This is a genomic window from Microbacterium luticocti DSM 19459, from assembly GCF_000422405.1.
GTDB classification, from domain to species: Bacteria; Actinomycetota; Actinomycetes; order Actinomycetales; family Microbacteriaceae; genus Microbacterium; species Microbacterium luticocti.
Map to the genome: position 1 here is coordinate 56660 of NZ_AULS01000003.1, position 22714 is coordinate 79373.

Here is a 22714-nt window from a genome sequence, read left to right on the forward strand (position 1 = left end):
GGTCCGAGTCTACGCGTCGATCTGCTCGGCGGGCTCGGCCGCCGACTCGGAACCCGTGGTCAGATACCGGTCGTAGCCCTCGTCCTCGAGCCGTTCGGCGAGTTCGGGACCGCCCTCTTCGGCCACCCGCCCCTGCACCAGCACGTGCACGAAGTCGGGGTGGATGTAGCGCAGGATGCGCGTGTAGTGGGTGATCAGCAGCACGCCGAGGTTCGTCTCGGCCTTGGCACGGTTCACGCCCTCCGACACGATCTTCAGTGCGTCGACGTCCAGGCCCGAGTCGGTCTCGTCGAGGATCGCCATCTTGGGCCGCAGCAGTTCGAGCTGCAGGATCTCGTGCCGCTTCTTCTCGCCGCCCGAGAAACCCTCGTTGACGTTGCGCTGCGCGAACTTCGGGTCCATCCGCAGGTTCTTCATCGCCTGCTTGATGTCCTTCATCCAGGTGCGCACGGCCGGGGCCTCGCCGTCGATGGCGGTCTTCGCGGTCCGCAGGAAGTTCGTCACGGTCACGCCCGGGATCTCGACCGGGTACTGCATGGCCAGGAACAGGCCGGCACGGGCCCGCTCGTCCACCGTCATCGCCAGCACGTCCTCGCCGTCCAGCGTGATCGTGCCACCGGTGACGGTGTACTTCGGGTGTCCGGCGATGGTGTAGGCGAGGGTGGACTTGCCGGAGCCGTTCGGGCCCATGATGGCGTGGGTCTCTCCGGTGCGGATGGTGAGGGTGACGCCGTTGAGGATCGGGGTGACGCCCGCCTCCGTCTCCACGCTCACGTGCAGGTCTCGGATCTCCAGGACTGACATTCAGACTTCCTTCGTGACGTTCGGGTCGATGAGCACGTCGTCGCCGTCGATGACGACGGCGTACACGGGCACAGGTTCATAGGCGGGCAGGTTCAACGGCGCTCCGGTGCGCAGCGAGAACCGGGAGCCGTGCGCCCAGCACTCCACCGTGTCGTCCTCGACGAAGCCCTCGGACAGTGAGATGTTGCCGTGCGTGCAGGTATCGCCGATCGCGTGCACCTCGCCGGCGGAGTCCTTCACGATGCAGATGGGCACGTCGTCGATGACCACGCGCAGCGGTGAGTCCTGCTCGAGCTCGCCCAGCGCGCACGCGCGGGATGCGCTCATGCGCCCACCTCCGCGGCATCCATCGCCCCGGCCGCCAACTCGCCTTCGATCTCGGCGATCAGCTCGGCCTCGATCTCGGGCAGGCCGATGCGCTGCACGATCTCGCTGAGGAACCCGAGCACCACCAGGCGACGCGCCTCGTGCTCGCTGATGCCGCGCGAGCGCAGGTAGAACAGCTGCTCGTCGTCGAACCGGCCGGTGGCGCTGGCGTGGCCGGCGCCCCGGATGTCGCCGATCTCGATCTCGAGGTTCGGGATCGAGTCGGCGCGCGCCCCCTCGGTGAGCACCAGGTTGCGGTTGGCCTCGTACGAGTCGGTGCCGACCGCATTCGGGCCGATCAGCACGTCGCCGATCCAGACGGTGTGCGCGGACTCGCCCTGCAGCGCGCTCTTGTAGAGCACGTCGGCGCTGGTGTCGGCGCCCTCGTGGAAGACGTACACCTGGCTTTCGAGGTGCTGGTCGGCGTCGCAGAACCCGATGCCGTACACGTCGGCGTGCGAGCCGGTGCCGGCCAGGCGCACGTTCGGGTTCACCCGCACCACGCCGCCGCCGAAGCTCACCACGATGTGGCGCAGCGTGGCGCCGCGCCCGACGGTGGCCTGGTGGGCGGCCAGGTGCACCGCGTCGTCCTGCCACTCCTGCACGCTGACGACCTCGAGGTGCGCGTCGTCGGCCACGATGATCTCGACGTTCTCGGCCAGGGCGACGCTTCCCGAGTGGCGCAGCAGCACGGTGCCGTGGGCGTTTGGCCGCGCCTCGATGACGAGGTGCTCGTGCGCGACCCCGCCGGTGCCGACCACCTCGACCAGGATCGGTTCGGCGGGTTCGCCGTCGACCACGATGTGGCGGGCGACGGATGCCTTCGTCCAGGCGATCGCGGCGGGCAGGTCTTCGGGCTCGAACACGCTGCCGCGCGGGGCGTCGCCGACGGCCAGGCCCTCGGCCGCACCCGCGCTGATGCGCACGGTGACGGCGTCCGCGCTGCCGGCCTGCGCGTCCAGCAGCGGCGCGATGCGGTCCATCGGGGTGTGCTTCCAGTTCACCTCGCGGCCGGTGGGCACGCCGAACTCGGCCGGGTCGTACGAGCGGGGCCGTTCCGAGCGGGTCTGCACCGGGGGCCGGTAGCCGCCCAGCGCTGCGGCCGGGTCGATGTGCGCGTGGTTGTCCTCCGTCCGCACGGCGGATGCCTGCGCGGACGCTGTCGATGTGGCCGCCATCTAGCCGACCGATCCTTCCATGCCCATCTCGATGAGCTTGTTCAGTTCCAGGGCGTATTCCATGGGCAGTTCGCGCGCGATCGGCTCGATGAAGCCGCGCACGATCATCGCCATCGCTTCGTCTTCGGGCACGCCGCGCGACTGCAGGTAGAACAGCTGCTCGGCGCTGACCTTCGACACCGTCGCCTCGTGGCCGAGCTCGACGTCGTCGACGCGGATGTCGATGGCCGGGTAGGTGTCGGACCGCGAGATGGTGTCGACCAGCAGCGCGTCGCAGCGCACGGTGTTGGCGGAGTGGTGTGCGTTCGGCTCCACCCGCACCTCCCCGCGGTAGCCGCTGCGGCCGCCGCCGCGCGCGATCGACTTCGAGATGATCGACGACTGCGTGTACGGGGCGAGGTGGATCATCTTCGCGCCGGCGTCCTGGTGCTGGCCGGGCCCGGCGAACGCCACCGACAGGGTCTCGCCCTTGGCGTGCTCACCGGCGAGGTAGATCGACGGGTACTTCATCGTCACCTTCGAGCCGATGTTGCCGTCGACCCACTCCATGGTGGCGCCCTCGTGCGCGATCGCCCGCTTGGTGACCAGGTTGTACACGTTGTTCGACCAGTTCTGGATCGTCGTGTAGCGCACCCGGGCGCCCTTCTTCACGACGATCTCGACGACCGCCGAGTGCAGCGAGTCGGACTTGTAGATCGGCGCGGTGCAGCCTTCGATGTAGTGCACGTAGGAGTCTTCGTCGGCGATGATCAGGGTCCGCTCGAACTGGCCCATGTTCTCGGTGTTGATCCGGAAGTAGGCCTGCAGCGGGATCTCGACGTGCACACCCTTGGGGACGTAGACGAACGAGCCGCCCGACCACACCGCGGTGTTCAGTGCGGCGAACTTGTTGTCTCCGGGCGGGATGATCGTGCCGAAGTACTCCTCGAAGAACTCTGGGCGCTCGCGCAGCGCGGTGTCGGTGTCGAGGAAGATGACGCCCTGGGCGGCCAGGTCTTCACGGATCTGGTGGTAGACGACCTCGGACTCGTACTGGGCGGCCACACCCGCGACCAGGCGCTGCCGTTCGGCCTCGGGGATGCCCAGCCGCTCGTACGTGTTGCGGATGTCCTCGGGCAGCTCCTCCCAGGACTGGGCCTGCTTCTCGGTGGAGCGGACGAAGTACTTGATGTTCTCGAAGTCGATCTCGGAGAGGTCGGCACCCCACGTCGGCATCGGTTTGCGCTGGAACAGCGCCAGACCCTTGAGCCGGGTCTTCAGCATCCACTCCGGCTCGCCCTTCAACCGCGAGATGTCGCGCACGACGGCTTCGGACAGGCCGCGGCGGGCACTGGCCCCCGCGCCGTCCTCGTCGTGCCAGCCGAACTCGTAGACTCCGAGGCCTTCGAGTTCGGGACGTTCGATCAGCACATCGGACATGACGTCACACACTCTCCTCAATGGGCCGCAACGGTGTCATCCGTCCCGGCGTCCCGGTTCCTCCACGGGAGTGCTGGAGGGAGGACGCCGCTTTCCGGGCCCGCTTCGCGGCGCGTTCGCCGCGCCTAGACTGTCGGTGATGCGCCGCGTTCCTGCCGCGCACCCGACCCCTCGATTCTATAGGTTCCGCCCGACACCCGGGCCGGGCGGCGCTCCGCCCGCGTGGCGGACCGTGCTGGAGGCATCCGTGTCCACCGATCTGTCCACCGCCGACCGCACCACCGTCCCGGGCAACCGCTTCTGGCGGTGGCTGCCCGCGCAGGTGGACCGGCGGGTGATCGTGGCGGCGTGGATCTCGTTCGTCACCGAGGTGCTCATCATCGGCACCGGCGGTGCGGTGCGCCTGACCGGGTCGGGGCTGGGCTGCGAGTGGCCGCTGTGCGCGCCCGACTCGCTGGTGCCGATCGCGGGGATGGGACTGCACTCGTACATCGAGTTCGGCAACCGCCTGATGACCGGGGTGGTGGGCCTGGCCGCCCTGGCGGTGCTGATCCTCACACTGCGGATGCGCCGCGAGCGCCGCGAACTGTTCGTCCTCGCGGTGGTCGTCGTCGCCGGCGTGCTCGCCCAGGCGGTCGTCGGCGGCATCACCGTGCTGACCGGTCTGAACGCCTGGATCGTCGGCTTCCACTTCTTCGCCACGCTGGTGCTGGTGGCCGCCTCGGCCGCCTACCTGGTGCGGGCGTATGCGACGCCCGGGCCGCGCACCCTCGCGGTGCCGCGCTGGTACGCGATCCTGGCGCACGTCACCTCGCTGTTCCTGGTGCTCACGCTCGCGGTCGGCATCGTGACCACCGGCTCCGGCCCGCACTCCGGCGACGCCGACGTAGTGCGCCACGGCCCGAGCGCCGAGATCCTCGCGCACGTGCACTCGATCCCCGGGTACACGCTGTTCGGCCTGGTCGTCGTGCTCGTGGCCGCCGCATCCGTGCAGCGCCTGCAGACGCTGCGCTGGGGCGTGCTGCTGCTGGTCGTGCTGGTGGTGCAGATCCCGGTGGGGATCTATCAGGCACGCACCGGCCTTCCCGCCCTCGCCGTGGGCGTGCACATGGTGCTCGCCGGCCTTGCCGTCGCGGCCATGACCGCGCTCGTGCTCGCGCTGAAGAAGCCGGCCGACTGACCCGCGCCGCGGCTCAGAACGGCAGCAGCGGGTCGAGGGCGACGGCGAGGAACAGCAGCGTCAGATAGGTGATCGACGCGTGGAACACACGCATCGGCTTGGGACCGGCATCCCGCACCGCACGGTTGTAGAGCACGTGCGACTCGTAGATGAACCAGCCGCCGAACACCAGGGCCGACACCGAATACACCAGCCCCATGTGCCCGACGGGGATCAGCAGCAGCGAGCACGCCACCGTCGCCCAGGCGTACAGGATGATCTGCAACCCCACCTGCGAGCCGTCACGGGTCGCACCCAGCATCGGCACGTCGACGTCGTCGTAGTCGTCCTTGTACTTCATCGACAGCGGCCAGTAGTGCGGCGGCGTCCACAGGAACACGACGGCGAACAGCACGAACGGCGCCCAGGCCAGCGACCCGGTCACTGCGGTCCAGCCGATCAGCACCGGGAAACAGCCGGCGATGCCGCCCCACACGATGTTCTGCTCGGTGCGGCGTTTGAGCAGCATGGTGTAGATGACGACGTAGAAGAAGATCGCCACCGCCGACAGCACGGCGGCCAGCCAGTTCGTGGTCAGCCACAGCCACACCGTGGAGAGCACGGCGAGGGTCCACGAGAAGATCAGCGCGCCGCGCGGCGACACCTCCCCGGTGACCAACGGCCGGTTCTCGGTGCGGTGCATGTGCTGGTCGATGTCGCGGTCGAGGTACATGTTGAACGAGGCCGCCGACCCCGCCGACATCGCCCCGCCGATCACGGTGGCCGCCACCAGCCACAGGTTCGGCAGGCCGCGCTGGGCGAGGAACATGACCGGCACCGCGGTCACCAGCAGCAGTTCCATCACGCGCGGTTTGGTGAGTTGGAAGTAGGCGCGCACGGTGCGGCCGATCGAACGGGAGCCGGCGGGACGAGCAGAACGTGCCTGGGCACGTGACGTCGTGGTGATGGCGATCGCCTCCTGACAACCGACGCGGGAACCTGTCAAGTCTACGGCATCCGGCCGTTCCGGCTCAGCGCGGAGCACCCCCTGCGGCCGCTGTCAACCCCCGTCGCCGAAGGGAGCGGGCCCCGGTCGCTTCGCTATGCTGGGGCGTACACGCGCGCCCTGCGCCGAATCCCTGCCGTGGCGACGCTTCGCCGACCGGTTGTCGGGCGCCCTACCTGCGAAAGGCGGCCTCGTGTCGGATCTGGTTTGGGAAGAGATCGATGAGCGTGCCGTGGACACCGTGCGTGTCCTCGCTGCGGACGCGGTGCAGAAGGTGGGCAACGGCCACCCCGGCACCGCGATGAGCCTGGCGCCGGCGGCCTACCTGCTGTATCAGCGGGTGATGCGGCACGACCCGGCCGATGTGCACTGGATCGGCCGCGACCGGTTCGTGCTCTCGTGCGGGCACTCCTCGCTCACCCAGTACATCCAGCTGTTCCTGGGCGGTTTCGGCCTCGAGCTGGCCGACCTCGAGCAGCTGCGCACCTGGGGGTCGCTGACCCCCGGCCACCCCGAGTACGGGCACACCGCCGGCGTCGAGATCACCACCGGCCCGCTGGGCCAGGGCCTGGCCTCGGCGGTCGGGTTCGCCTACGCGTCCCGCTACGAGCGCGGCCTGTTCGACCCGGACGCGCCGGCGGGCACCTCGCCGTTCGACCACTTCGTGTACGTCATCGCCTCGGACGGCGACCTGCAGGAGGGCGTCACCAGCGAGGCGTCGTCGCTGGCCGGGCACCAGCGCCTGGGCAACCTCGTGGTGATCTACGACGCCAACCAGATCTCCATCGAAGACGACACGAACGTGGCGTTCACCGAGGACGTCGCCGCCCGCTACGCCGCCTACGGCTGGCACGTGCAGACCGTGGACTGGAAGAAGACCGGCCAGTACGTCGAGGACGTCGCCGAACTGTACCGCGCGATCGAGGCCGCCAAGGGCGAGACCGACCGGCCCTCCATCATCATCCTCAAGACCATCATCGGCTGGCCGAGCCCCGGCAAGCAGAACACCGGCAAGATCCACGGCTCGGCCCTGGGCGCCGACGAGGTCGCCGCCGTCAAGAAGGTGCTCGGGTTCGACCCCGAGCGCAGCTTCGACGTGCCGGACGGCGTGCTCGAGCACACCCGCGCGCTTCTGGAGCGCGGCGCCGCCGAGCACGCGCAGTGGCAGCAGGCGTTCGACGCGTGGGCCGCCGCGAACCCCGAGCGCAAGGCACTGCTGGACCGGCTCGAGGCCCACGAGCTGCCCGACGGCATCGAAGAGGCGCTTCCGGTGTTCGAGGCGGGCACGGATGTCTCGACCCGCGCCGCGTCCGGAAAGGTGATCAACGCGCTCGCCGAACGCATGCCCGAGCTGTGGGGCGGATCGGCCGACCTCGCCGAATCGAACAACACCACCATCGCCGGCGGTGGATCGTTCAACCCGGTCGAGTGGTCGACGCACGAGTGGACCGCGAACCCGTACGGCCGGGTGATGCACTTCGGCATCCGCGAGCACGCGATGGCCGCGATCCTCAACGGCATCACGCTGCACGGCCCGACCCGCGCGTTCGGCGGCACGTTCCTGATCTTCAGCGACTACATGCGGCCCGCGGTGCGCCTGGCGGCCCTGATGAACATCCCGTCCACGTTCGTGTGGACGCACGATTCGGTCGCGCTCGGTGAAGACGGGCCCACCCACCAGCCGATCGAGCAGCTCGCCTCGCTGCGCGCCATCCCCCACCTGTCGGTCGTGCGCCCGGCCGACGCCAACGAGACCGCGCAGGCGTGGCTGCAGATCCTGCGCCGCCACGGCGGCCCGGCCGGCATCGCGCTGACCCGGCAGAACGTGCCGACCTTCGCCCGCGGCACCGGTGAGGCATCCGGCGACACGCTCGCCTCGGCGGCCGGTGTCGCCCGCGGCGCCTACATCCTCGCCGAGGCCGCGAACGGCACCCCCGACGTCATCATCATCGGCACCGGCTCCGAGGTGCAGCTGGCACTCGCCGCCCGCGAGCGGCTGCAGGCCGACGGCGTGAACGTGCGCGTGGTGTCGGCGCCGTGCCTGGAGTGGTTCGACGAGCAGGACGCGGCCTACCGCGAGCACGTGCTGCCCGCGTCGGTGACCGCCCGGGTGTCGGTCGAAGCAGGCATCGCGCTCACCTGGCGGGGCATTGTCGGCGACCGGGGCCGCTCGGTCTCGATCGAGCACTTCGGCGCCTCGGCCGACTACAAGACGCTGTTCGAGAAGTTCGGCATCACCACCGACGCCGTCGTCGAGGCGGCACGGCAGACCCTGAAGGAGAACGCATGAGCACCCCGACCCAGCAGCTGGCCGCCCAGGGCGTGAGCATCTGGCTCGACGACCTCGCGCGGCGCCGCATCACCACCGGGAACCTCGCCGACCTGATCGCGAACCGCAACGTCACCGGCATCACCACGAACCCGACGATCTTCGCCGGCGCGATCAGCCACGGCGAGGGCTACCAGGACCAGATCGCCGAGCTGGCCGGCCGCGGCGCGTCGACCGACGACGCGATCTTCGAGATCACCACCACCGACGTGCGCGACGCGTGCAACATCATGAAGCCGGTGAACGCGGCCACCGACGGCGTCGACGGCCGGGTGTCGATCGAGGTCTCGCCCGACCTCGCGCACGACACCGACGCGACCATCGCGCAGACCGCGCAGCTGTGGCAGGCCGTCGACCGCGACAACGCGTTCATCAAGATCCCCGCCACCAAGGCGGGCCTTGCCGCCATCACCGCGTCGATCGCGGCCGGGATCTCGGTGAACGTGACCCTGATCTTCTCGCTGCAGCGCTACACCGAGGTGATGGACGCCTACCTCACCGGACTCGAGCAGGCCCGTGACGCCGGCCGGGACCTGTCCCGCATCCACTCGGTGGCCTCGTTCTTCGTTTCGCGCGTGGACACCGAGGTCGACAAGCGCCTCGACGCGATCGGCACGGATGCCGCGGCCGCGCTGCGATCGAAGGCCGGCGTCGCCAACGCCCGGCTCGCGTACGAGCTGTACGAGCAGACGTTCGCCACCGACCGCGCCCAGGCGCTGCTGAATGCCGGTGCCCGCCCGCAGCGGCCGCTGTGGGCCTCGACCGGAGTGAAGGACCCGTCGCTGCCCGACACGCTGTACGTGGTCGATCTGGTCGCGCCCGGCACCGTCAACACGATGCCCGAGAAGACCCTTGAGGCCGTGTACGACCACGCCGTGATCACCGGCGACACCGTCACCGGCAACTACGCCGACGCGCACGCGGTGATGGACGGCCTGGCCGCGGTGGGCGTCGACATCGACGACGTCACCCAGCTGCTCGAGGACGAGGGCGTGCAGAAGTTCATCGGCTCGTGGCACGAGCTCAAGGACACCGTCACCGCCGCGCTGGACTCGGCCCGGGGCGGCAGCCGGTGAGCTTCGAGATCCGTGTCAGCGGGCACGCACGCGCCGCCGTCGAGGCCACCCTGCCGCAGTTGGTGGCCGACCTGGTCGCCTCGGGCGTCACCGCACAGGACCCGACCCTGTGGGGGCCCGACGCCGAGGCAGAGGCATCCCGGCGCCTGGGCTGGGTGCAAGCGGTCTCGGTCTCGCGCCCGCTGGTCGCCGAGATCGAGTCGCTGCGCGACCGGCTGCGCGAGGGCGGGGTGACCCGCGTGGTGCTGGCCGGCATGGGCGGCTCGTCGCTGGCCCCCGAGGTCATCTGCCGCACCGCCGGGGTGCCGCTGGTGGTGCTCGACACCACCGCGCCCGGCGAAGTGCTCGCCGCGATTGACGGCGACGAGGACGGGGGCCTGGCCCAGACCGCCCTCGTGGTCTCGTCGAAGTCGGGGACGACGGTCGAGACGGATGCCGCCCGCCGCACGTTCGAGGCGGCGTTCCGCGACGTCGGCATCGACCCCGCCGAGCGCATCGTGGTGGTCACCGATCCCGGCACCGCACTGGATCAGGCCGCGACCGAGGCCGGCTACCGCGTGTTCCACGCCGACCCGACCGTCGGCGGTCGGTATTCGGCCCTGACCGCGTTCGGCCTGGTGCCGTCGGGGCTGGCCGGCGCCGACCTGGGCGAACTGCTCGACGAGGCCGACGCCACGCTGCTCGAGGTCGCCATCGACAGCCCCGAGAACCCGGCCCTGGTGCTGGCCGCCGCGATCGCGGGCGGCCCTGACCGCCGTGACAAGCTGGCGCTGGTCGCCGACGGCACGCACCTCGAGCAGCTGCCCGACTGGATCGAGCAGCTCGTGGCGGAGTCGACCGGCAAGGCCGGCACCGGCATCCTGCCCGTCGTCGCCCTGCCCGTCTCGCCCGAGCTGGAGAGCCGGCCCGCCGACCTGCAGGTGCTGCGCCTGGTCGACGAGGCCGACGAACCGCGCCTGTTCGAACGCCCCGAAGACGAGATCCAGATCAGTGGGTCGCTGGGCGCCCAGTTCGTGGTCTGGGAGTACGCGGTCGCGATCGCGGGGCGTCTGCTCGGCATCGACCCGTTCGACCAGCCCGACGTCGAGTCGGCGAAGGCCGCGACGCGCGAGCTGCTGGAGCGCCGGCCCGACCCGGTGCCGGCGGCGTTCACCGTCGACGGCGTCGAGGTGCGGGTCTCGGACCCGGCGCTGGCCGCATCCGGCACCATCGCCGGCGTGCTCGACGCGCTGTGGGCCCGGCTCGGCCCCGACGGCTACGTGGCGGTGCAGGCGTACGTCGACCGGCTGCGTGTGCCCGAACTGGCGGGGCTGCGCGAAATGGTCGCGGCCGATTCCGGCCGGCCCACCACGTTCGGCTGGGGACCCCGGTTCCTGCACTCGACCGGCCAGTACCACAAGGGCGGGCCCGCGACCGGGGTGTTCCTGCAGATCACCGAGCGCACCGACCTCGACGTGCAGATCCCTGGACTGCCGTTCACGTTCGGTCAGCTGATCGCCGCACAGGCGGCAGGGGATGCCGCGGTGCTGGCCGCTCGCGGGTGCCCCGTGGTCACCCTCACCCTGACCGACCCGCAGGCCGAGGTGCTCGCCCTGTTCGAGGCCGCACAGTAGGAGTCGCTTTCCACCCATGACCGTGCAGATCACACGGGACCGCAATCCGCTGCGCGACCCCGACGACCGCCGTCTGAACCGCATCGCCGGCCCGAGCGCCCTGGTCATCTTCGGGGTGACCGGCGACCTGTCGCGCAAGAAGCTCATGCCGGCGGTGTACGACCTGGCCAACCGGGGCCTGCTGCCGCCGGGATTCGCCCTGGTGGGGTTCGCCCGCCGCGACTGGGCCGACCAGGACTTCGCGCAGGTGGTGTACGAGGCCGTCAAACAGAACGCCCGCACCGCGTTCCGCGAAGAGACCTGGCGTCAGCTGCTGCAGGGCATCCGGTTCGTCTCGGGCGAGTTCGACGACCCCGACGCGTTCCGCCGGCTGCGTGAGACCGTCGAACGACTCGACGTCGAGCGTGGCACGATGGGCAACCACGCGTACTACCTGTCGATCCCGCCGAAGGCGTTCGCCACCGTGGCCGAGCAGCTGAAGAGTTCGGGCCTGGTCGACGACACCGCCGACCAGCCCGACCGGTGGCGTCGCGTCGTGATCGAGAAGCCGTTCGGCCACGACCTGGCGTCGGCGCGCGAACTCAACAGCGCCCTGCGCAGCGCGTTCCCGGCCGACTCGATCTTCCGCATCGACCACTACCTGGGCAAGGAGACCGTCCAGAACATCCTCGCGTTGCGGTTCGCGAACGAGCTGTACGAGCCGATCTGGAACCGCAACTACGTCGACCACGTGCAGATCACGATGGCCGAAGACATCGGCGTCGGGGGCCGGGCCGGCTACTACGACGGCATCGGCGCGGCCCGCGACGTCATCCAGAACCACCTGCTGCAGCTGCTGGCCCTCACCGCCATGGAGGAGCCGATCTCGTTCGACGCCCGTGACCTGCGGGCCGAGAAGGAGAAGGTGCTCGCCGCGGTCACCCTGCCCGCCGATCTGGCACGGGCGACCGCGCGCGGCCAGTACGGCGGCGGCTGGCAGGGCGGTGAGAAGGTGCGCAGCTTCCTCGACGAGGAGGGGATGGACCCGAACTCGACGACGGAGACGTACGCGGCGATCAAGCTCGGCATCAACACCCGGCGCTGGGCCGATGTGCCGTTCTACCTGCGCACCGGCAAGCGGCTCGGCCGCCGCGTCACCGAGATCGCGGTGGTGTTCAAACGGGCGCCCGAGCATCTGTTCAGCCGCAGCCAGACCTCCGGTCTCGGCCAGAACGCCCTGGTGATCCGGGTGCAGCCCGACGAGGGCGTCACCATCCGGTTCGGCTCCAAGGTGCCCGGCGCGGGCACCCAGGTGCGCGATGTGACCATGGACTTCGGCTACGGACACGCGTTCACCGAGGCGAGCCCCGAGGCGTACGAGCGGCTCATCCTCGACGTGCTGCTGGGCGACCCGCCGCTGTTCCCCCGACACGAAGAGGTCGAGCTCAGCTGGAAGATCCTCGACCCGATCGAACGGTTCTGGGCGCAGCAGGGCGGACCGCTCGAGCAGTACACGCCCGGTGGCTGGGGGCCGCGATCGGCCGACGAACTGCTCGCCCGCGACGGCCGCACCTGGAGGCGCCCGTGATCATCGACCTGCCCGACACCACCGTCAGCAAGATCGCCAAGGCGCTGGTCAGCGTCCGTGAGGAGGGCGGCGCGGTCGCGCTCGGCCGCGTGTTGACGCTCATCATCCTCACCCGGCACGGCGCCGAAGAAGAGGTCATCGAGGCCGCGAACGACGCCTCCCGCGAGCATCCCATGCGCGTCATCGTGCTGATGAGCGACCCGCACGGGCCCGGCGCCGACACCGACCCGCGCCTGGACGCCGAGATCCGTGTCGGCGGCGACGCCGGGGCCAGCGAGGTCATCGTGCTGCGCGCGTACGGCGCGGCCGGCAACAACTCCGAGAGCCTGGTCACCGGGCTGCTGCTACCTGACGCCCCGGTGGTGGCGTGGTGGCCGCGCGAGACTCCCACCCAACCGTCACGGTCCTCGATCGGCCGCATCGCCCAGCGTCGCATCACGGATGCCGCGACCCAGCCCGACCCGGCGGCGTGGGTCGCGGGCCTGGCCGGGCATTACGCCCCCGGTGACACCGACTTCGCGTGGACGCGCGTGACGCACTGGCGCGAGCAGCTGGCCGCCGTGCTCGACCAGCCACCGTACGAGCCGGTCACGGCCGTCGAGGTGCGCGGGGCGGCGGACTCCCCCTCGACCGCGTTCCTGGCCGCGTGGCTGCGCTTGAAGCTGGACGCGCCGGTGGCGTGGACGTACATGGACGCCTCCGAGTGGGCACACGGGATCAAGTCGGTGCGGCTGACCCGGGCAAGCGGCGACATCCTGCTGGAGCGCCCCGAGCCCGGCGTCGCGGTGCTCACCCAGCCCGGTCAACCCTCGCACGAACTGGCATTCCCGCGCCGCACACTGCGCGAGTGCCTCGCGGAGGAACTGCGCAGCCTCGACCCCGACCTGCTGTATGGTCGGGTCATCTCGCAAGGCTGGGACCTGCTGCACCTCGACGGGGAGGACCGGCGGCGAGATGACGCGGAGCGAGATGACGCGGAGCGAGATGACTGAGACGGCGGGAAAGCGGGTCGTGATCGGGCCCGACCCGGATGCGGTGGCCCGCGCGGTCGCCGACCGGCTCTACGACCGGATCGCAAAGCGGGTGCGTGCCGGCAAGACCGTGCACCTGTGCCTGACCGGCGGCGGCATGGGCACCGCCGTGCTGGCCGCGGCATCCGCCCACCCGCAACGGGATCGCATCGACTGGTCGCTCGTGCACGTGTGGTGGGGCGACGAACGGTTCGTGCCGGCCGACTCGTCCGACCGCAACGACGTCGCGGCCGACACGGCACTGCTGCGCGCCATCGACATCCCGGCCGGCAATGTGCACCGGATGGCCGCCAGCGACCAGGGGCGCACCATCGAGCAGGGCGCCGCCGACTACGCCGCCGAGCTCGCCGGGTACGGCCCCACCGCGACTGCGGCCACGGGCTACATCACGGGACCGTGGCCGTCGTTCGACATCTGCTTCCTCGGCGTGGGCCCCGACGCGCACATCGCGTCGCTGTTCCCCGACCGGCCCGAGATCCGCATCACCGACCGCGCCGCGGTGCCGGTGCTCGACTCGCCGAAGCCGCCGCCGCAGCGGATCACCCTCACCCGCCCGGTGATCAACTCCTCGAAGCGGGTGTGGCTCGTACTCGCCGGCACCGACAAGGCATCCGCCCTGGGGCTGGCGCTGGCCGGTGCCAGCTATCACAGCGTGCCGGCCGCCGGTGCCAAGGGCCGGCGCCGCACGGTCTTCTTCGTCGACGAGGCCGCGGCCGCACAGGTGCCGCCGGAGCTCATCGACGGGTCCTACTGACCCGTCGCCGCGCTCACTGGCCGCGACGCTCGCGCAGCTGACGCAGCGCGTCGTCGAGCAGGGCCTCGGCCTCTTCGTCGGTGCGCCGTTCCTTCACATAGGCCAGGTGCGTCTTGTACGGCTCGGCCTTGGCGACCTCGGGCGGGTTCTCTTTGTCGCGACCGGCGGGAAGTCCGGAGTGCGGCGAGTCGATGATGTCGGGGATCTCTTCGTCGGGGATCCCGGCGGCGAAGTAGCGGACGGTCTCGTTCCCCAGCGCGTCCCAGTACGAGACGGCGATGCGCTCCGCGTGGAAGCCGTGGTCCTGCTCGCCCATCGGACCGGCACCGACGCGGGTGCCACGGATCGCGTTGCCTCCGGCGGCCATGTCAGATCCCCTGCAGCTTCGTGATCAGGCCGAGTGCCACGATCGCGATGAACCAGACGAGCGCCAGCACCACGGTGAACCGGTTCAGGTTGCGCTCGGCCAGTCCCGAAGACCCGAGCGAGGAGCTCATGCCGCCACCGAACATGTCGGACAGACCGCCGCCGCGCCCCTTGTGGAGCAGGATCAGCAGGGTCAGCAGCAGGCTGGTGATGCCCAGCACCACCTGCAGGACGAACTCCAGGATTTCCACGCTTCGCCTTTCGCGGCGGCCCGGCGGGCCGCCCAGTGCTCGAGTACCGGTCAAGTATACGGGAGAGGATGCGGCGGGGCCGGGCCCCGCCGCACGCTCAGACGCCGACGTGCTTCTGGTAGCGGATGATCGCGGCGAACTCGTCGGCCACCAGGCTCGCGCCGCCGACCAGAGCGCCGTCGACGTCGGGCTCGCGCATGAACCCGGCGATGTTGCCCGATTTCACCGAGCCGCCGTACAGGATACGGGTGCGGTCGGCGGCGTCGCCGCCGAGCGCGTCGGCGACGACCTCGCGCAGCCGCGCACACACGTCCTGGGCCTGCTCGGGGGTCGCAGCCTGCCCCGACCCGATGGCCCACACCGGCTCGTAGGCGACGACGACCTCGGTGCCCGCCTTCAGCCCCGACAACGCCGCAGTCAGCTGCGCGACCGGCACCGCGCTGGCACCGTGCTGCGCAAGGTCGTCGGCGGTCTCGCCCACGCAGATCACCGGCACGAGCCCGTGCCGGATCGCCGCCTTCACCTTCGCCGCCACGACCTCGTCGGTCTCGGCGTGGTACTCGCGCCGCTCGGAGTGCCCGATGAGGACGTACCGGCAGTCGAGCTTGGCGAGGAACTGACCCGAGACCTCACCGGTGTACGCACCGGAGTCGTGCTCGGACAGGTCTTGCGCGCCCAGTGCGAACGGGATCTTGTCGGCGTCGAGCAGCGTCTGCACGGTGCGCAGGTCGGTGAACGGGGGGAACAGGGCGACCTCGACCGAATCCGACTCGTGCTTGGCGTCCTTGAGCGTCCAGTGCAGCTTCTGCACCAGTGCCACCGCCTGCAGGTGGTCGAGGTTCATCTTCCAGTTGCCGGCGATCAGCGGCGTGCGGCGCGCGAGCGCCGTCTCGGTCACTGCTCCCATCCGAGCACCTCCAGTCCGGGCAGCGTCTTGCCCTCGAGGAATTCCAGGCTGGCGCCTCCGCCGGTCGAGATGTGCCCGAACCGGTCGTCCGAAAAGCCCAGCTGCCGTACCGCGGCGGCGGAGTCTCCCCCGCCGACCACCGACAGGCCGTCGACCTCGGTGAGCGCCTGCGCGACCGCCTTCGTGCCGGCGGCGAACGCCGGCATCTCGAACACGCCCATCGGCCCGTTCCAGAACACCGTGGTGCTGGAGCGGATCGCGTCGGCGAACAGCTCCGCGGTGCGCGGTCCGATGTCCAGCCCCAGCCCGTCGGCGCCGAACGGGGTGTCTTCGAGCGCGTCCGCGGCGGCCACCACGTGGTCGGCCGACGCGTCGAAGGATGCCGCGACCACCGCATCCACCGGCAGTACCAGGTCGATCCCCCGATCGCGGGCGGTGTCGATGTAGCGGCGGACGGTGTCCAGCTGGTCCTGCTCGAGCAGGCTCTTGCCCACCTTGTGGCCCTGCGCGGCCAGGAACGTGAACATCATGCCGCCACCGACCAGCAGCTTGTCGACCCGGGGCAGCAGGTGCTCGATCACCCCGAGCTTGTCGCTGACCTTGGAGCCGCCCAGCACGACCGTGTACGGCCGCTGCGGATTCTCGGTCAGGCGGTCGAGCACGTCGACCTCCTTCTCAATGAGCAGCCCGGCCGCCGACGGCACGATCTCGGCGAGGTCGTAGACACTGGCCTGCTTGCGGTGCACGACGCCGAAGCCGTCCGAGACCAGCGCGTCGCCGAGCCCGGCCAGCTGCTGCGCGAACGCGCGTCGGGTCGCGTCGTCCTTCGCGGTCTCACCCGGGTTGAACCGCAGGTTCTCGATCACCGCGACGTCGCCGTCCGACAGGGCTGCCACCGCCTCCTGGGCCGACTCCCCGACGGTGTCGCGCGCGAACGCGACCGGGGTGCCGAGCAGTTCGCTCAGGCGCTGCGCGACCGGGGCGAGACTGTACGCCGGGTCGGGAACGCCGCCGGGTCTGCCCAGGTGCGAGCAGACCACGACGCGTGCGCCCTGGTGGATGAGCCGGTTCAGCGTGGGAAGGGACGCACGCACGCGACCGTCGTCGGTGATGACGCCGTCGTCCAGCGGGACGTTCAGGTCACAACGGACGATGACGCGGCGGCCGGTGAGCGGGCCCAGCGACGCGATGGTGCGCAGTGCCATGTCAGAGGCGCTCCGCGACGTACTCGGTGAGGTCGACCAGGCGGTTCGAGTAGCCCCACTCGTTGTCGTACCAGCCCGACACCTTGGCGAGGGTGCCGCTGACGTTGGTCAGCTCGGAGTCGAAGATCGACGAATGCGGGTTCAGCTGGATGTCGCTGGAGACGATCGGGTCCTCGGTGTACTGCAGGTAGCCGGCCAGGCGCCCCTCGGCGGCCGCAGCCCGGTAGGCGGCATTGATCTCGTCGACGGTGAGCCCGTCGCGGCCGGTGACGATGGTGAGGTCGACGATCGAGCCGGTGGGCACCGGAACCCGGTACGACGAGCCGCTGAGCTTGCCGTTGAGCTCGGGCAGCACCAGGCCGATGGCCTTGGCGGCACCGGTCGAGGCGGGCACGATGTTGATCGCGGCGGCGCGGGCGCGGCGCAGGTCCTTGTGCGGACCGTCCTGCAGGTTCTGGTCGGCGGTGTAGGCGTGCGCGGTCATCATGAACCCGCGCTCGATGCCGAACGCGTCGTTGAAGACCTTGGCCAGCGGCGCCAGGCAGTTGGTGGTGCACGACGCGTTGGAGATGACGTTCATCGTGGCCGGGTCGTAGGTGTCTTCGTTCACACCCATCACGAACGTGCCGTCCACGTCGGTGCCGGGGGCCGAGATGATGACCTTCTTGGCTCCGCCGGCGATGTGCTTGGCGGCATCGGCGGCCTTGGTGAACCGGCCGGTGGACTCGATGACGATGTCGACGCCGAGCTCGCCCCAGGGCAGGTTGGCCGGGTCGCGCTCTTCGAACACGCGGATCGCGGTGTCGCCGACGGTGATGCCGTCGGCGTCGTAGCTGACCTCGCGGCCGAGCCGTCCGCCCACCGAGTCGTACTTCAGCAGGTCGGCGAGCGTCTTGTTGTCGGTGAGGTCGTTGACGGCGACCAGGTCGAGGTCAGCTCCCTGCGCGAGTGCGGCTCGGAGGAAATTGCGTCCGATGCGGCCGAAGCCGTTGATTCCGATCTTGACGGTCACGGAATATCTCCCTGTGGTTGTGCGCGAATGCGCGGATTCTTCACGAAGGGACAACGGCGTCCCGGCGGTCATCCCGCCGGGACGCCCGCACTGGCTATGACAGTACCAGCAGGCCCGCGGTCTTCTCGCGCGCTGTGTCGAACCGCTGCTGCACGTTCTGCCAGTTCGCGATGTTCCACACCGCCTTGACGTAGTCCGCCTTGACGTTGAGGTAGTCGAGGTAGAACGCGTGCTCCCACATGTCCAGCTGGAACAGCGGGATGGTGCCCTGGGCGGTGTTGCCCTGCTGGTCGAACAGCTGCTGGATGATCAGCTGCGCCCCGATCGGGTCCCAGCTGAGCACGGCCCAGCCCGAGCCCTGGATGCCGGTGGCGGCGGCGGTGAAGTGGGCCTGGAACTTCTCGAACCCACCGAAGAACTCGTCGATGGCCGCCTTCAGCTCGCCCTCGGGCTGCCCGCCGCCGTCCGGCGACAGGTTGGTCCAGAAGATGGAGTGGTTGACGTGGCCGCCGAGGTTGAACGCGAGGTCCTTCTCGAGCTTGTTGACCGCACCGAGGTCCCCCGACTCGCGCGCCTCGGCGAGCTTTTCGAGCGCCGTGTTCGCACCGGCGACGTACGCGGCGTGGTGCTTGTCGTGGTGCAGCTGCATGATCTTGCCGCTGATGTGCGGCTCGAGCGCCGCGTAATCGTACGGGAGGTCGGGCAACGTGTAGATCGCCATGTTCTCTTCTTCCTGTCGGCGCGGCACCGATCGCGGAAGCGGTCTCGCTCCCCGGTGCAGCGAGGGTGACGTCTTCATCCTACTGAGGGCCAACGTCACCGGCCGGGGCATGCTTCCCGATCGACCGTTCCGATCAGTCGACGGGAACAGCCGATTCGGTGCCCGGGATCCCGTCCAGTTCCGCCTTCTTGTCGGCCATCGCCAGGAGCCTGCGGATGCGGCCGGCCACCGCGTCCTTGGTCAGCGGCGGGTCGGCGTGGTGACCGAGCTCGTCCAGGCTGGCGTCGCGGTGTTCCAACCGCAGCCGGCCGGCCTCGCGCAGGTGGTCGGGCACCTCGTCGCCGAGGATCTCGAGCGCACGCTCGACGCGGGCGCACGCGGCGACCGCGGCCTGCGCGGAGCGGCGCAGGTTGGCGTCGTCGAAGTTCACCAGGCGGTTCACGCCCGCCCGCACCTCGCGCCGCTGCCGCATCCGGTCCCAGGCGGCGGCCGCCTGCACGGCGCCCATGGCGGCCAGCGCCGCGCGGATGGCCTCGCCGTCGCGCACGACCACCCGCGGGATGCCGCGGACCTCGCGCGCCTTGGCGGCCACGCCCAGCCGGTGCCCGGCGCCGACCAGCGCCATGGCCGCTTCGGACGACGGGCAGGAGATCTCCAGCGCCGCCGAACGGCCGGGGTCGCTGAGCGAACCGGCCGCCAGGAACGCACCGCGCCACACCGCCGCAAGGTCGGGCCGCGACCCGGTGGTGAGCCGGTTGGGCAGGCCGCGCACCGGGCGGCGGCGCTGGTCGAGCAGGCCCGTCTGCCGGGCGAGGGTCTCGCCGCCTTCGATCACGCGCACCGCGTAGCGTGCGCCGCCGGGGGCACCGGATGCCTGCACCTGGACGAGCCCGGGACGCACCCCGTACAGCTCCATCAGTTCACGGGCCACCCGCGTGGCGAGCACTTCGGAGTCCAGTTCCGCCTCGACGGCGACCCGGTTGGCGATGGAGTGCAGTCCGCCCGAGAACCGCAGCAGCGCGGTGAGCTCGGCGACGCGCGCGCTGGGTCGCGGGTCGCGCACGGCGGTCAGCTCTGCCTTCACGTCGGCGGTCAGCGGCACGGCTCTCCTCGGGGAATCGAACGGCGGGACGGCCACCTAGCCTACCCGTGCTACTCGCGGCCCAGGTCCCGGTGCATGACGCGCACCGCGACCCCGGGCACCGCGGACAGTCGCGCGCCGAGCTCGGCGGCCATCGCCACTGAACGGTGCTTGCCGCCGGTGCAGCCGATGGCGATCACGCTGTGGCGCTTGTTCTCGCGCTGGTAGCCCTCCAGCACCGGGGTCACCGCGGCGGTGTAGGCGTCCAGGAAGTCGGCCGCGCCGGCCTGGGCGAGCACGAACTCGCGCACCGCGGCGTCCTCGCCGGTGAGCGCACGCAGGTCGTCCTCCCAGTACGGGTTGGGCAGAAACCGCATGTCCGCGACCATGTCGGCGTCGACGGGCAGCCCGTACTTGAAGCCGAAGCTGAGGATCGTGAGCGTGTGCCGGGCCGCGCCGCTCTCGCTGAACAGCTCCACGACGTGGCTCGCGAGCTGGTGGATGTTGAAGTCGCTGGTGTCGATGACCACGTCCGCGCTCTCGCGGATGGAGGCCAGCCGCCCCCGTTCGCGGCGGATGCCGTCGACGATGGTGCCGTCCTCCTGCAGCGGATGCGGGCGCCGCACCGCCTCGTAGCGACGCACCAGCACGTCGTCGGAGGCATCCAGGAACACCACCCGCAGCTGTTGTCGGGCGCCGCGCAGCGCCCGGGTGACCTCGGGCAGTTCGGTGAACAGGCTCCCGCCGCGCACGTCGACGACCGCCGCCACCCGCGGCAGTGCGCCGCCGGCCAGTCCCGACAGGTCGAGCAGAGGCCGAAGCATCTGCGGCGGCAGGTTGTCGACGACGTACCAGCCCATGTCTTCGAGCGCGTTCGCGACGGTGGAGCGTCCCGCGCCGGACATGCCGGTGACGATCAGGATCTCGCCGGTCGTGTGCTCGCCGTCGGCCATGGCCTCCCCCGCTCCTGTCGGCTCCAGCCTAGCGAGGCCGGTCAGCTCTGCGCCAAGTGGCCGTGCACGGCCGCGGCCAGGGTCGGGCCGATGCCGGGCAGCTCGGCGATCTGCTCGGGGGTGGCCTGCCGCAGCGCGGCGACCGAGCCGAAGTGCCGCAGCAGGGCGCGGATGCGCGCCGGGCCGAGCCCCGGCACCTCGGCGAGCACCGTGGTGATGTCGCGCTTGCGGCGCTTGCGCTGATGGGTGATCGCGAACCGGTGCGCCTCGTCGCGCAGCCGCTGCAGCAGGTAGAGCGCCTCGGAGGTGCGCGGCAGGATCACCGGATAGTCCTGGTCGGGCAGCCACACCTCTTCGAGCCGCTTGGCGATGCCGCACAGGGCGATCTCGGTGTGCCCGGTCTCGGTCAGCGCGCGGGCGGCGGCGGCCACCTGCGGCTGCCCGCCGTCGACCACCAGCAGCTGCGGCGGGTACGAGAACCGCCGTTTGGTGCCGGAGTCGACGGCATCCGTCTCGTGCGGGTCGTCGAGGCGGGCCAGCCGTCGGGTGAGCACCTGGTGCATCGAGTCGGTGTCGTCGGTGGTGTCGGTGACGGTGAACGACCGGTACTGGTCCTTGCGCGGCAGGCCGTCTTCGAAGACCACCATCGAGGCGACCACGTTGGTGCCCGACAGGTGCGAGATGTCGAAGCACTCGATGCGCAACGGCGCCTCGGCCAGCCCGAGTGCCTCCTGCAGGTCGGTGAGCGCCTGGGTGCGGGCGACGTAGTCGCTGGTGCGGCGGGTCTTGTGCAGCATGAGCGCCTGCTGGGCGTTGCGGGTGGCCGTCTTCATCAGTTCGGCCTTGCGTCCCCGCTGCGCGACGGCGATCGTGACCTTGCGCCCACGCCGCCCGCTCAGCCATGTCTGCAGCTCGGCGGCGTCCTCGGGCAGGTGCGGCACGAGGATCTGCCGCGGGATGTCGGCCGACGCCGCGTCGCCGTACACCCGCTGCAGCACCTGGTCGACCAGTTCGGCGCCCGAGATGTCGAGCTCCTTCTCGATGGTGGTGGCACGCACACCGCGCACCCGGCCGCCCCGCACCACGAAGTGCTGCACGGCGGCGGCCAGCTCGTCTTCGGCGATGCCGAACAGGTCGGCGTCCATGTCGGGTGAGAGCACGAGGGCGCTGCGGCTGAGCACCGCGTCGATCGCCTGCAGCTTGTCACGGTAGACGGCGGCCGATTCGTAGTCCATCGCCGCCGCGGCCGCGTTCATGCGCCGGGTCAGATCGCGGCGGAAGCGCTCGTCTCCGCCGGAGAGGAACGCGACGAAGTCGTCGACGATCGCGCGGTGCTCGTCGATCGTGACGGTCATCGAGCACGGGCCGCCGCAGCGGCCGATCTGCCCGGGAAAGCACGGCCGGCCGGTGGCCATCGCCTTGCGGTACGACGCGTCCGAGCAGGTGCGGATGGGGAACACCTTGATCATCAGGTCGATGGTGTCGTGCACCGCCCACACCTTGGGGTAGGGCCCGAAGTACTTGGCGCCGCGGATGTTGTGGTTGCGGGTGACCAGCACGCGCGGGGCTTCGTCGGCCAGGGTCACCGCCAGGTACGGGTACGACTTGTCGTCTTTGTACCGGACGTTGAACGGCGGTTTGAACTCCTGGATCCACATGTACTCCAGCTGCAACGCCTCGACGTCGCTGCCGACGACGGTCCATTCCACGGATGCCGCGGTGGTGACCATCCGCCGGGTGCGCTCGTGCAGGGTGTGCAGCGGGGCGAAGTAGTTCGACAGCCGCGCACGCAGGTTCTTCGCCTTGCCGACGTAGAGGATGCGGCGGTCGCGGTCACGGAAGCGGTAGACGCCCGGTTCGGTGGGGATCTCTCCGTTCCGGGGCTTGTACGCGAGCTGATCGGCCATCGGGGTGTG

General features: G+C 70.4%; 21 protein-coding genes. 7 read left to right on the forward strand and 14 right to left on the reverse strand.

The window, feature by feature from the left end:
- Positions 1-9: 9 nt before the first annotated feature.
- Genes sufC through sufB form a run of 4 tightly spaced genes read right to left on the reverse strand, consistent with a single transcriptional unit; the run spans position 10 to position 3767 of the window.
- Complete coding sequence (sufC, locus tag H577_RS0105320; protein WP_029145071.1) at positions 10-804, reverse strand: Fe-S cluster assembly ATPase SufC; 795 nt, start codon at positions 802-804, stop codon at positions 10-12.
- A complete protein-coding gene (locus H577_RS0105325) occupies positions 805-1131 on the reverse strand; it encodes a non-heme iron oxygenase ferredoxin subunit (protein WP_029145072.1) in 327 nt (108 codons plus the stop codon).
- The gene (gene sufD / locus H577_RS0105330) at positions 1128-2348 is read right to left on the reverse strand and encodes a Fe-S cluster assembly protein SufD (protein ID WP_029145073.1); all 1221 of its coding nucleotides are present in this window, start codon (positions 2346-2348) and stop codon (positions 1128-1130) included. Before sufD ends, H577_RS0105325 begins: the two co-directional genes overlap by 4 nt.
- On the reverse strand, positions 2349-3767 hold the full coding sequence (gene sufB, locus H577_RS0105335; RefSeq protein ID WP_029145074.1) for a Fe-S cluster assembly protein SufB: 1419 nt from the start codon (positions 3765-3767) through the stop codon (positions 2349-2351). It lies immediately after the preceding gene.
- Between the two features lie 247 nt (positions 3768-4014).
- On the opposite strand from sufB, the gene H577_RS0105340 reads away from it, so the two are divergent.
- Positions 4015-4947: a COX15/CtaA family protein gene (locus tag H577_RS0105340; RefSeq protein ID WP_029145075.1), complete on the forward strand. Its 933-nt coding sequence runs from the start codon at positions 4015-4017 to the stop codon at positions 4945-4947.
- 13 nt (positions 4948-4960) lie between these two features.
- Here H577_RS0105340 and H577_RS0105345 read toward each other — a convergent pair whose 3' ends face one another.
- Complete coding sequence (locus H577_RS0105345; RefSeq protein ID WP_051191804.1) at positions 4961-5893, reverse strand: heme o synthase; 933 nt, start codon at positions 5891-5893, stop codon at positions 4961-4963.
- A gap of 232 nt (positions 5894-6125) precedes the next feature.
- On the opposite strand from H577_RS0105345, the gene tkt reads away from it, so the two are divergent.
- From tkt to pgl, 6 genes are read left to right on the forward strand one after another with little or no spacing between them, the layout of a single operon-like run.
- Positions 6126-8222 (forward strand): transketolase, encoded by a 2097-nt coding sequence (gene tkt, locus H577_RS0105350; RefSeq protein WP_029145077.1) that lies wholly within the window; start codon positions 6126-6128, stop codon positions 8220-8222.
- The gene (tal, locus tag H577_RS0105355; protein ID WP_029145078.1) at positions 8219-9337 is read left to right on the forward strand and encodes a transaldolase; all 1119 of its coding nucleotides are present in this window, start codon (positions 8219-8221) and stop codon (positions 9335-9337) included. Before tkt ends, tal begins: the two co-directional genes overlap by 4 nt.
- Positions 9334-10950, forward strand: coding sequence for a glucose-6-phosphate isomerase (locus H577_RS0105360; protein ID WP_029145079.1), 1617 nt, complete (start codon positions 9334-9336; stop codon positions 10948-10950). Before tal ends, H577_RS0105360 begins: the two co-directional genes overlap by 4 nt.
- A gap of 16 nt (positions 10951-10966) precedes the next feature.
- On the forward strand, positions 10967-12517 hold the full coding sequence (gene zwf / locus H577_RS0105365) for a glucose-6-phosphate dehydrogenase (RefSeq protein ID WP_029145080.1): 1551 nt from the start codon (positions 10967-10969) through the stop codon (positions 12515-12517).
- The gene (locus H577_RS15245; RefSeq protein ID WP_051191789.1) at positions 12514-13509 is read left to right on the forward strand and encodes a glucose-6-phosphate dehydrogenase assembly protein OpcA; all 996 of its coding nucleotides are present in this window, start codon (positions 12514-12516) and stop codon (positions 13507-13509) included. The genes zwf and H577_RS15245 overlap by 4 nt, the downstream gene beginning before the upstream one ends.
- Entirely contained in the window at positions 13502-14302 is an 801-nt protein-coding gene (gene pgl / locus H577_RS0105375; protein ID WP_029145081.1) for a 6-phosphogluconolactonase, read from the forward strand. The genes H577_RS15245 and pgl overlap by 8 nt, the downstream gene beginning before the upstream one ends.
- Before the next feature lie 13 nt (positions 14303-14315).
- Here the strand turns inward: pgl and H577_RS0105380 are convergent, their stop codons facing one another.
- The 9 genes from H577_RS0105380 to uvrC form a co-directional block, all read right to left on the reverse strand.
- Complete coding sequence (locus H577_RS0105380) at positions 14316-14669, reverse strand: RNA polymerase-binding protein RbpA (RefSeq protein ID WP_029145082.1); 354 nt, start codon at positions 14667-14669, stop codon at positions 14316-14318.
- Position 14670: 1 nt separating this feature from the next.
- Entirely contained in the window at positions 14671-14919 is a 249-nt protein-coding gene (secG, locus tag H577_RS0105385; protein WP_029145083.1) for a preprotein translocase subunit SecG, read from the reverse strand.
- Positions 14920-15016: 97 nt separating this feature from the next.
- Positions 15017-15826 carry a triose-phosphate isomerase gene (gene tpiA, locus H577_RS0105390; RefSeq protein WP_029145084.1) on the reverse strand — a complete coding sequence of 270 codons (810 nt, stop codon included), beginning with the start codon at positions 15824-15826 and terminating at the stop codon, positions 15017-15019.
- Positions 15814-17031 (reverse strand): phosphoglycerate kinase, encoded by a 1218-nt coding sequence (locus H577_RS0105395; protein ID WP_029145085.1) that lies wholly within the window; start codon positions 17029-17031, stop codon positions 15814-15816. The genes tpiA and H577_RS0105395 overlap by 13 nt, the downstream gene beginning before the upstream one ends.
- 1 nt (position 17032) lies before the next feature.
- A complete protein-coding gene (gene gap, locus H577_RS0105400) occupies positions 17033-18043 on the reverse strand; it encodes a type I glyceraldehyde-3-phosphate dehydrogenase (RefSeq protein WP_029145086.1) in 1011 nt (336 codons plus the stop codon).
- A 94-nt stretch (positions 18044-18137) separates the two neighbouring features.
- Complete coding sequence (locus tag H577_RS0105405) at positions 18138-18764, reverse strand: superoxide dismutase (protein WP_029145087.1); 627 nt, start codon at positions 18762-18764, stop codon at positions 18138-18140.
- Positions 18765-18897: 133 nt separating this feature from the next.
- Positions 18898-19866: a DNA-binding protein WhiA gene (whiA, locus tag H577_RS0105410; protein WP_029145088.1), complete on the reverse strand. Its 969-nt coding sequence runs from the start codon at positions 19864-19866 to the stop codon at positions 18898-18900.
- 50 nt (positions 19867-19916) lie between these two features.
- Positions 19917-20798 (reverse strand): RNase adapter RapZ, encoded by an 882-nt coding sequence (rapZ, locus tag H577_RS0105415; protein ID WP_029145089.1) that lies wholly within the window; start codon positions 20796-20798, stop codon positions 19917-19919.
- 41 nt (positions 20799-20839) lie between these two features.
- A complete protein-coding gene (gene uvrC / locus H577_RS0105420; RefSeq protein ID WP_029145090.1) occupies positions 20840-22705 on the reverse strand; it encodes an excinuclease ABC subunit UvrC in 1866 nt (621 codons plus the stop codon).
- Between the last annotated feature and the right edge of the window lie 9 nt (positions 22706-22714).